Genomic DNA, 10143 nt, shown 5'->3' with positions numbered 1-10143 from the left:
TTGCAATACTGCATGATTTTCATCCACATCTTTTATAAATCTTGGCTCAAACAATTCATACAGTAATTCTTTCTTATATCGATACTGTTCAACAAATATTTTCAAACTTTACACCTCTATATTCCACCCTTATTTATCTTCTATTAAGATTAGCATAATTTTATCTTCCCTACTCAAATCTCAATTTTTTACTTTTTAGCAATCTAAAATTATTATTCCTCTAAAACCTTTCAATGTAAATATTATTATTACACTTCAATCCATACCACAAACAATACTCCAATTATTCGAATTTTTTATCTCGATTTCGTTTGTCCTCTTAGTATAATTATTCTTCACAAAAAAAAGTATAGTGGATTAATCCACTATACTCATTCCCTTATTTATTAAAACAAACTCAACTGCACAATACTATCCATCTTCTCTTCTTCTTCGTTAATCTCTAAAATCCTTTGACCCATTCGCTCCACCAAATCAACCACTAAAGCATTTCCCATACAAAAGTATCTGTTTCTTTGTGGCATTCCTGTATTCGTCCAATCCATCGGGAAACCATTTAATAACTCACATTCAGCTGGCATTAAATATCTTAGCTTTTTTGTATAAGGATCTTCAATAACATGGGAACTTCTATTACATGTTCCTTCACTTGTTAACATTGTACGTCCAGGCTTATCTAAATCATCTGGGAAAGCCATTCCTCCCTCAGAATAAAAATATTTATGACCCGTCGCCTTTGATACTCTTTCTTCTTTTTTAGGACCTTTAAGATATTTAAGTTCCTCAAATTCTGTTCTTCCCTTTTTGTTAACCTTATCCATTTTCAAATAATATGATTCATCTGCAGGACCAAATTTATCATATACTTTTTGAACAACTTCACCTAAAGTCTCTGGATTTTCAGTTACTGGAACTACTTCTTCAGTATAAACTTGTCCATCTATCATCACGCCAGAATTATAGTACTCCTCTTTAAACGTATCAGAAACCTCAATGATATCGACCGGCAATTCAAATTGCCCTCTTTTTTTGTTTTCTTTAGGTGCTTCATGTACATTAAAAATCGGAGCGAAAAATCCCTTATCAGATAATATCTCTAAAGACTTCATTGCAGTTTGAACAGATGCAAAATGAGATTCTCTTAAGTACGCAAAAATAAATACTCTTCGTCTCCTTTGTGAATTTCCATAATCCGCAGCGTTAATAACTCTCCATTCCACTGCATATCCTGCATCTCTAAAGCTCGCCAACATAATAGAAAAGTCACGACCTCTTTGTTTTGCTGGTGACTTCAATAATCTATCTACATTCTCTAACAAAACAAATCTTGGCTTGCGAGAATTAACTATGTTCATTATCTCCCAAAAAAGAACACCTTTTTTCCCTTGTATTCCTTTTTCATTTGATAAAGTACGTGCTACAGAATAGTCTTGGCAAGGAAAACCTCCTACTAATAAATCATGCTCAGGTATTTCCGGCCAAGCTTCAGCTATATCTCTATTTACATGTATTCCTTTATTTTCAAAGCGAGTTGCATAACAATTAAATGCATGTTGTGCTTTAGTTGAGGGTTCCCACTGGTTTCCCCAAAGAACTTCAAAGTTTTCGTTTGCTTCTAGTCCTAATCTAAAACCTCCTACTCCCGCGAAAAGTTCTACTACTTTCACCATAAATACACGAACATCCTTTCGGTATTTTATTTATCTATGCTTCATTATAATAAAAAGTGAGGAAAAGATCAACTATAACATTTCAAGAACCGTACTTTTTTGTATTTCCTTGTTTGACTTGTACCAATTAAGAAAACTGTTCGCACTTTATCAATATTATAAAGGACATAACTCATATTGAATAAATTCAATATAACTGTTATCTAATAATATAAACTGTCTTTTCCCTCTTATAAATTTTACTTATATAAATTTGAAACAGCTTTTTATTATAGCATAACTTTAATATGTATTGTTTAAAATCATACACCGCAGCATTGGATACAGAAAGGAGATTATTATGGACTACACTACAATAGAAGAACTAATGAAAAAAGCACATGAAGCCGAAGGAAAAACATTTGGTGAAATCGATACAACTGACCGACTCGCAAACGCAAAATCAAAAGGTGGGCTAGGGCAAGTAATTGAGGAAAGCTTCTTTGGATATGAAGTAAATTCAAACGCAGAAGCTGACTTTAAACACCTTGGTATTGAACTCAAAGTAACTGCATTTAAACAAAATAAAAACGGTTCATTATCAGCCAAAGAACGGCTAGTCTTAAATATTATCAACTATATGGAAGAAGTTCATACACACTTTGAGACATCAAGCTTTTGGAAAAAAAACGAAAAGCTACTACTAATGTTCTATGAATGGATACCTGGCGTAGACCGTAAAGATTTTCATATTACAAAAAGTCTTCTGTTCACCTATCCTGAAGCTGATTTAGAAATAATTAAACAAGACTGGGAAACCATCGTAAATAAAATTCGTGCCGGCAAAGCACATGAATTATCCGAAGGTGATACAAACTATTTAGGAGCTTGTACAAAAGGTTCTAATAAAAATTCACTGCGCTCACAACCACATTCTGAAATTCCAGCAATGCAAAGAGCTTTTTCATTAAAACCGTCTTATATGACAGCACTAGTTCGTAGATACCTCCTAAACGAAGAACTAGTAAGTTTTACAACCAAAAATGAACTAAAAGGAAAATCTTTAGAAGAAATCCTTTATTCAAAATTTGAAAATTACATGGGCCTAACTGATCAAGAAATCGCTCAAGAATTATCTATCGATTACAAACCTACAACCAAGAACTTTGTTCCGTTACTAGTAAGCTCTTTACTTGGTATTAAAGGAACTCGACTCGATAAAATTGAAGAATTTGCAAAAGCCAATATAGAGTTCAAAACAATTCGTTTAGAACCAAACGGAAAGCCAGAACAAAGCATGTCATTTGAAACGATTGATTTTCATCAATGGACAAATGAATCATGGGAAGAAAGCGAAATTCGAGAACGCTTCTATCAAACCAAATTTTTATTCGTAATTTTTGAATTTAACCAAACAAAAAAAGAAAATCCAAACCGTAAACTCTACTTTAAAGGCATTAAGCTTTGGAACATGCCTGTCCCTACAATAGAAAAAGAAATACGTGAACTATGGGAAGAAGTTAATAAAGTTATAAATGAAGGTATTCAAATTGAATATAAAAAACGTGGTGATAAAGAAGTTGAAGTAAACAACTTACCAAAAATGACTTTCAACGGTGTTACACATATTAGACCAAAAGCCCGCAATGGTGCAGATAAAGTAACTTTACCTGATAGTCAACACATTACAAAGCAGTGTTATTGGTTGAATAATTCTTATATTGCTTCTGTTATTGCCAATAACGTTAACGAGTAATTTAGTTTAATCTACAATCTTTATACCACATAAAAAGCACCTTCTCACTTCAACATGATTAGTACATACAGTGAGAAGGTGTTTTTTCTTTAAGAGATTTACATGTCTTATTGTAAAAGTACTACCTCTCGTCATTTCAAGCCAATTCCCCCTATCAACTCACTATATCCTAAACTACTCTCCTCCAGAAACCCCCTACTCTCCCCACTCCCCTTATAAAAACTCTCCCACCCCCGCTCCCTCAAAATCCCCTTCCAACTATCACTCTCCACCATCCTCTTAATCACACCATCCCAATAAGCAACCTCTTCCTCCGTCATATCTTTCGGGCCCATAATGCCTTTCCAGTGCTGGAATATGACGTTGATTCCTTGTTCTTTCCAAGTTGGGATTTCTGGTAGTCGGTCTAGTCGTTTTGGTGCGGATACGGCTAGTATTTTTATTTTACCGGCTTTGTATTGTTTTTCGGCTTCGGATAGGGTCATGGTTGCGGCGCCTATTTGTTTGTTCGTTAGGGCGTTTATGGTTTTTTCTTTGTTTTCGTAGACGAAGAATTGTAGTTCGGCAGGGTTTATGCCGAATGCTTTGCTTACTTGTACGAAGGATAGGTGATCGTCGTTTCCTAGGCCTGGGGCAACGCCGATTTTGAAGTTGTTCTTGTCTTGTTTTAGTTGTTCCATTAGTTGTTTTGCGTTTTCTATGTTTGAGTCTTTTGATACGACAGCAACTTCCCAATCTGACGCGAGTGTTGCGAGCGGGGTGAAGTCTTTATATGTTAGTTTACTGTGGCCTAGTAAGTTGTTCGTTATGAGTAAGCTTGAGTTAATCGCCAGTACGTGACCGCCTTTTTGTTTCGTATATTTCCATCCGACATCACCGCTGCCACCTACTTTGTTTGTGACTGTGATTGGTTTTGTGAAGATTTTTTCTTCTGTCAGCGTTTTTTGCATCGCTCGTGCCGTTAAGTCCCAACCTGCTCCTTGAACGTTTGGCGCAACGATTTCTACTTTGTCGATGTTCACTGCATTCGTTTGAGATTTTTCCGAGGAACAACCAGCTATTACTCCTGCCATAAGCCATATATATAGTAATAATCGTTTTTTCATAGTCCTCGTCCTATTCGGTATTTTCGTTCTGGTCGTCCGATAATGCCGTATGTGTATTCTACTGTGCATTCGTTTATGGCTACTAAGTATTCTAAATATCTTCTTGCGGTTGTTCTGGAAGCCCCCATTTGTTCTCCCATTTCTTCTATTGTAATGCCCTCTTCAAATCCTTTTATAATTCCTTTCACTTTTTGCAGTGTTAACGGATCCACACCTGTCGGTAAGTTTTTTATGTCTTGTGTTTGCGAAATGCCGAAGAAATTATCGATGAGTGCTTGATTTACTTCACTGTTACTATGTAATAGTTGCTTCTTTCTTTTATAGTCTTCAATTGTGCGAACAAATTTTTCTAACGTGACTGGTTTAATAAGATAGTTACTTACACCATTTCGAATTGCTTTTTCTAACATATAGTTTTCATTCGCCGCTGTTACCATAATGACGTCAACGTTTGGAAAGTCAGCATGAATTTGTGGTAATAAGTCAGTTCCAATTCCATCTGGTAAGTAATTATCTAATAGAAGTAAATCGATTTCTTCCCTTTGTAGTAGTTCTATCGTTTCTTTCGCGTTCAATGCTTTTCCAATCACTTTTACGTCTTTTATTTTTGATAAAAACTCTTCTTGAATTTGCGCGACGCGGAAATCATCTTCTGCAATTGCAACCTTCAACATATGTCCATCCCCCTGTTTGTCATGTACTTTCTTTCAATGTTTTCGGAAGGTAAATTGTAAAAATAGCTCCCCCATTTTTCTCGTTTTGAATTTCAATTGTTCCTTCTAGTAGATCTACCATTTCTTTCACGTTTGCTAGTCCGTAACCACGATCAGTTCCTTTCGTTGAAAATCCTTTTTGAAAAATGGTCGTTATTTTTTCTGCCGGTATCCCTATCCCGCTATCTATCACTTCAAACACAATATCGTGCCCAATATCCGTAACAAAGAAAGAAACATTCTTTTCCTCTCGTTCGCTCACCGCATCAAATGCATTATCGATTATGTTTCCAAGAATCGTAATAAGATGCGACACTTTTATATGTTCTGGTAATGGACGAAGCGCACTATCTCCTTCAATATGAAAATCAATTTTCTTCTCAGACGCTGTTCCGATTTTACCTAATAAAATAGCTTGTACTTTTGCATCGTGAATCTGATGAAATAAAATATGATTTTGGCTTTGATGAATAGTAGATTCTTGCTGGATAAATTCAATTGCTTCTTTGTAATGTCCTAACTGAAGTAATCCTGATAAGACGAAAAGTTTATTTGTAAATTCATGTGTTTGAGCACGTAAGTCCTCGGAATATTTTCTTACCTCAGATATCGTATTCACTAAGTTTTGCAGTTCTGTTTTATCTCTAAAACTGCATACAACGCCTACTGTACTGCTATTTTCGAGTATTGGTGTCATGTTTAAAATGAATACTTTATCTTGAAATGCTATTTCTTGATCGATTTCTAGCACTCTCTCCATATGAAAATCCGGTAAAACTTTTGAAATATGTTGCTGCATATAATCATCATTTACATGTAGCATCTCTTCTGCTGACGTATTCATCATCGTAATAAAACCGTTTTGATCAATGGCGATGATTCCTTCTTTTATAGATAGTAGTATCGCACTTCGTTCCCGGTATAACGCTGCGATTTCATTCGGTTCTAGACCGAGTGTATCTTTACGAATGCTACGTGCTAAAAGAATGCCGCCAACAATTCCAGCTAATAAGACCGCTAAGGAAAAGAGGATAATTTCTTTCGTTCTGCTCAGTATGTTAGATTCAATACCTTTTATTAAAAACTCTACCGTCACAACGCCTACGACTTGATCGTAGTCTCCGTTCTGAACAATAATCGGTGCTTTCGCCATTAAAGCCGGGCCATTTACACCATTTCCTTCGAGCGTATAATAACCACCAAAAGTAAGTGCTTCATAGTTATATGGATTGTTACTCTTTGTACCAATCAACTCCGAATTAGAATGGGAATACATAAACCCATAGCGATCTTCCACAATTACATAATCCGCACCAGCTTGCTCACGAACTTGTTCCGCAATAGATTGAATGGTACTTTTATGGTCGTTATATTGAAAGGCCTCTTTTATAGCTGGCATAAAAGAAAGTGACTTCGCCGTTTGCAGTGCTAATTGCTCCACTTGGCGCTTCGTATCAACGGACTGAATGTACACAAATATTCCTGCTAATAGGAGAACGACAAATAAAATTAATGTAATAATTAAGCTTACTATTTTCGCTTGTAATGATACTTTGCGTGATTTCTTCATACTTCATATCCTTTGATAAAATATTCAAAACTATCAATCTCCTTTTTCTATTATTATGACAAAACTGAAAATGAAGCAACTATTAAAAATATCCATGTACATAAAGTACAAAAAGAATAAAATTGTCATAATATTGAGATTCCAAACAAAGAACAGTACAATTCAAATATAATGAACACGCTTTCATATATACCTTTTATTACTAAGCAAGAGGAGGAATTAGTATGGCTCAAGTAAAATCAAACCGAGTCGCCGGCAATATTTTCAAAGGTTCTGTCGGCAATTTAATTGAATGGTACGACTGGTACGTTTACTCTGCTTTTGCTGTTTATTTTTCAGCAGAGTTCTTTCCTAAAGGTGATCCAACGAGTCAATTACTGAACACAGCAGCTATTTTCGCAGTTGGATTTTTAATGCGCCCTATCGGAAGTTTATTAATGGGACGTTATGCGGATCGGCACGGACGCCGGGCAGCATTAACGCTTTCGATTACGGTTATGGCCGGTGGTTCTTTAATTATCGCCTGTACACCTAGTTACGAAAGTATCGGTATTATGGCACCAATTATTTTAGTTCTTGCTCGTTTACTTCAAGGATTATCACTTGGCGGAGAGTACGGAACTTCCGCAACGTATTTATCTGAAATGGCTAGTAGTGGTCGCCGTGGTTTTTATTCAAGCTTCCAATATGTAACGCTCGTTGCTGGGCAAATGGTTGCGTTAGGTGTTCAAATTGTTCTTCAGCAATTACTAAGCGAACCAGATATGAAAGCTTGGGGATGGCGTATTCCATTCATTATTGGGGCGATGGGCGCAGTAGCTGTATTATGGCTTCGCCGCACGATGGATGAATCAGAGCAATTCTCAAACATAAAATCGCAAAAACGCGAAAGCGCAGGAACCATTAGCGCTCTTATGAAACATCCGAAAGCAGTATTAACAGTAGTCGGCCTAACACTCGGAGGCACTGTTGCATTCTATACGTACACAACATATTTACAAAAGTTCATGGTAAACACAGTCGGCCTTCCGAAAGAAGTTGTAAGCTGGATTAACTTTGTCGCACTACTTATTTTCGTCGTACTTCAACCGATTGCGGGGCTATTATCCGATAAAATTGGACGCCGCCCACTATTAATGGCTTTCGGTATTCTCGGAACGTTACTAACAGCACCGATCTTCTTCTTCATGGAAAAAACGACAGAACCAATCGTAGCATTTTTACTCATGATGGTCGGTCTCATTATCGTTACTGGCTACACATCGATTAACGCAATTGTAAAAGCAGAACTCTTCCCAACTGAAATTCGCGCACTCGGCGTAGGTTTACCATATGCACTAACAGTTGCTATATTCGGCGGAACAGCAGAATTCATCGCATTATGGCTAAAGAGTATCGGAATGGAATCACTATTCTACTTCTACGTAGCTGGATGTATCGCGATCAGCTTTATTACGTATTGGCGTATGGATGAGTCATCGAAAACTTCGCAGATTGAGGCGGAGCTTGGTGGTGGGGATACACTAGCTAATAATAAGTCTAGTTAAAATTATGTATTCTATGTTCTTCGTTTACCTGAACTCGATTTACTTTATCTAAGAAAGCATAATTCATTAATATATAATTTAAAAGCCTTCGGATATTGGTTCTATAAACAAAGATATGGCGATGTTGCAAGAAATCCTTAATCATAATACACCACAAATTACACTTAAATACATTGGTATCAATAAAGAAGAAAAGGATAATATCCTTGATACATTTCTCCTTTAATTTCTTTTTAAAAATATATATCAACCTATTAAAAAGCAAATAAAAGAAGACTAAAAAGCAAATATTAGTCTTCTTTTTTAATTAAAATATTAAAAGCAAAAAAACTTTAATACAAATTCAAACCCATAAATAAAATTTAATTATTTTTCTTACATTATTCTTTTAACATACTTAAAAACTCACTAAAATTATCTGCAACTTCACTAGTTACCGGATTCAACTCTTCTGATTCTTCATGATACCATACCACAACAGATGGTATTTCTTTTTCTCTAAAATCTAAACAAAGAAAATCACCTGCGAATAAAACAGCAAACGGAATAACATTTATCCCTGTTAAATCTTCATCATCCGTTAAACGAGTATCGATATCAGATAATACAACCTCTATATCATACCAACCATTTTCATCATCATCTTCTGGGTCCTCCAACAAACATAAGAAACGTTCAATTAAAAGTTCGTTTTTTTCATGTGAAAAAACATTAGTAATTGGAATAGAGCCATTATATTTTTTCAAAAAATCTATAAAATCATTTGGTAATTTTATCTCACAATATTCCTCAAATGATTCAATTAATTCATCATTTGGTGATTGAAGTTCACTACCATTTTTAATCTTCATTTTAATTCCTCCATTTCTTTACCTACCTTTAGATCTATAAGACCAATGTCCTTCACTCCGCCCACCTTTATGAAATATGCTATTATGTATTCCAAATGGTACTAATTCCATTTTACCTGGAATCTCAGAATGATGCCAGGTAGTACCAGGTGGACGTCCACCTGGTATTCTATCATCTAACCATTTAAATTGTTGTTTGTCACTTGCCAACCACATTTCCTCTGGTAACTCATCCGATTTAATAATTAAACCAGCTTTCTTAAAATCAGGATATTGTGTACCTAATTTCATAGGAACATCAGGTATTAAACCTTTCTCAATAGCAACCTGCTTAATAATAGCTTTTTGGGGAGCTGTTAATTTTTCTCCACCACTAATCTTCCTCCATTTCCAAGGACTATTAGAATTTACGGCTGCAGCATAATTATCTAGATGTTTCTCAATAATATCCGCATGTTTATTTTTTAACTTTTCAAGATTTGTTTCAGTTTTATTATTTAGTCCTTTACTTTTTACACTACTTGATTTAACAAAGTAATCTTTAATTGTAGGTATTTCAATTCTCATAGAGCCCATACCTGCAAGAGCAAAACGATCTCCCAATTGTAAATTACTTGTAATATGTGAAATAGCTTGCGGAATCTTATTTTTTGCTAGTTTGGTCACTTTACCCGCTTGCCCTAATTTACTTGCTTTACTTAATCCTTTATCACCAATAAGTCCTAATCCAACTTGTGTTAAAGCATAACTTCCCCATCTAGCACGACTTTCAGCATCTCCATTTATTACATCATTAATAAATGAATCTGACAATACATTATACATGGTACTAAGGGTATCAATAGGGTGCAAAGCAGCGTTCCCCATGTTTTCCCACGTTTCCCAATCTCCTAAAGCTTTTATTCCGTCTATTGTATCGCTAACTGCTTGTCCCGTACCATCTACAATACC

General features: G+C 35.5%; 8 protein-coding genes and 2 pseudogenes. 3 read left to right on the top strand and 7 right to left on the bottom strand.

What is annotated here, in order from left to right:
• Positions 1-386: 386 nt before the first annotated feature.
• The gene (dcm, locus tag JDS92_RS28180; protein ID WP_053446029.1) at positions 387-1670 is read right to left on the bottom strand and encodes a DNA (cytosine-5-)-methyltransferase; all 1284 of its coding nucleotides are present in this window, start codon (positions 1668-1670) and stop codon (positions 387-389) included.
• A gap of 340 nt (positions 1671-2010) precedes the next feature.
• Here dcm and JDS92_RS28175 point away from each other — a divergent pair, with 340 nt between their 5' ends.
• Positions 2011-3405: a Sau3AI family type II restriction endonuclease gene (locus JDS92_RS28175; protein WP_199632914.1), complete on the top strand. Its 1395-nt coding sequence runs from the start codon at positions 2011-2013 to the stop codon at positions 3403-3405.
• Positions 3406-3536: 131 nt separating this feature from the next.
• Here the strand turns inward: JDS92_RS28175 and JDS92_RS28170 are convergent, their stop codons facing one another.
• From JDS92_RS28170 to JDS92_RS28160, 3 genes are read right to left on the bottom strand one after another with little or no spacing between them, the layout of a single operon-like run.
• Positions 3537-4511 carry a tripartite tricarboxylate transporter substrate binding protein gene (locus JDS92_RS28170; RefSeq protein WP_199632913.1) on the bottom strand — a complete coding sequence of 325 codons (975 nt, stop codon included), beginning with the start codon at positions 4509-4511 and terminating at the stop codon, positions 3537-3539.
• A complete protein-coding gene (locus JDS92_RS28165) occupies positions 4508-5185 on the bottom strand; it encodes a response regulator (RefSeq protein WP_199632912.1) in 678 nt (225 codons plus the stop codon). Before JDS92_RS28165 ends, JDS92_RS28170 begins: the two co-directional genes overlap by 4 nt.
• Positions 5186-5204: 19 nt before the next feature.
• Positions 5205-6794 carry an ATP-binding protein gene (locus tag JDS92_RS28160; RefSeq protein WP_199632911.1) on the bottom strand — a complete coding sequence of 530 codons (1590 nt, stop codon included), beginning with the start codon at positions 6792-6794 and terminating at the stop codon, positions 5205-5207.
• A 224-nt stretch (positions 6795-7018) separates the two neighbouring features.
• Here JDS92_RS28160 and JDS92_RS28155 point away from each other — a divergent pair, with 224 nt between their 5' ends.
• Both JDS92_RS28155 and JDS92_RS28150 read left to right on the top strand, forming a co-directional pair.
• Positions 7019-8341: an MFS transporter gene (locus JDS92_RS28155; RefSeq protein ID WP_000079862.1), complete on the top strand. Its 1323-nt coding sequence runs from the start codon at positions 7019-7021 to the stop codon at positions 8339-8341.
• An 87-nt stretch (positions 8342-8428) separates the two neighbouring features.
• A pseudogene (locus JDS92_RS28150) lies at positions 8429-8567 on the top strand (tyrosine-type recombinase/integrase); the annotation flags it as partial.
• A gap of 154 nt (positions 8568-8721) precedes the next feature.
• Here JDS92_RS28150 and JDS92_RS28145 read toward each other — a convergent pair.
• From JDS92_RS28145 to JDS92_RS31145, 3 genes and pseudogenes are all read right to left on the bottom strand, one after another.
• On the bottom strand, positions 8722-9192 hold the full coding sequence (locus tag JDS92_RS28145) for an SMI1/KNR4 family protein (RefSeq protein ID WP_000694781.1): 471 nt from the start codon (positions 9190-9192) through the stop codon (positions 8722-8724).
• 18 nt (positions 9193-9210) lie between these two features.
• A complete protein-coding gene (locus tag JDS92_RS31150) occupies positions 9211-9408 on the bottom strand; it encodes an HNH endonuclease signature motif containing protein (RefSeq protein ID WP_242476053.1) in 198 nt (65 codons plus the stop codon).
• A 330-nt stretch (positions 9409-9738) separates the two neighbouring features.
• Positions 9739-10143 (bottom strand): annotated as a pseudogene (locus tag JDS92_RS31145) (cytoplasmic protein); the annotation flags it as partial.

The sequence above is a fragment of the Bacillus cereus group sp. N12 genome (genome assembly GCF_016483575.1).
Lineage (GTDB): Bacteria > Bacillota > Bacilli > Bacillales > Bacillaceae_G > Bacillus_A > Bacillus_A toyonensis.
This window is presented reverse-complemented; position numbering and strand designations above follow the sequence as displayed.

What these genes read in the sequence shown, in the direction of transcription:
- dcm (WP_053446029.1), bottom strand. Translation starts at nt 1,670, where the DNA reads ATGGTGAAAGTAGTAGAACTTTTCGCGGGAGTAGGAGGTTTTAGATTA.
- JDS92_RS28175 (WP_199632914.1), top strand. Translation starts at nt 2,011, where the DNA reads ATGGACTACACTACAATAGAAGAACTAATGAAAAAAGCACATGAAGCC.
- JDS92_RS28170 (WP_199632913.1), bottom strand. Translation starts at nt 4,511, where the DNA reads ATGAAAAAACGATTATTACTATATATATGGCTTATGGCAGGAGTAATA.
- JDS92_RS28165 (WP_199632912.1), bottom strand. Translation starts at nt 5,185, where the DNA reads ATGTTGAAGGTTGCAATTGCAGAAGATGATTTCCGCGTCGCGCAAATT.
- JDS92_RS28160 (WP_199632911.1), bottom strand. Translation starts at nt 6,794, where the DNA reads ATGAAGAAATCACGCAAAGTATCATTACAAGCGAAAATAGTAAGCTTA.
- JDS92_RS28155 (WP_000079862.1), top strand. Translation starts at nt 7,019, where the DNA reads ATGGCTCAAGTAAAATCAAACCGAGTCGCCGGCAATATTTTCAAAGGT.
- JDS92_RS28145 (WP_000694781.1), bottom strand. Translation starts at nt 9,192, where the DNA reads ATGAAGATTAAAAATGGTAGTGAACTTCAATCACCAAATGATGAATTA.
- JDS92_RS31150 (WP_242476053.1), bottom strand. Translation starts at nt 9,408, where the DNA reads ATGTGGTTGGCAAGTGACAAACAACAATTTAAATGGTTAGATGATAGA.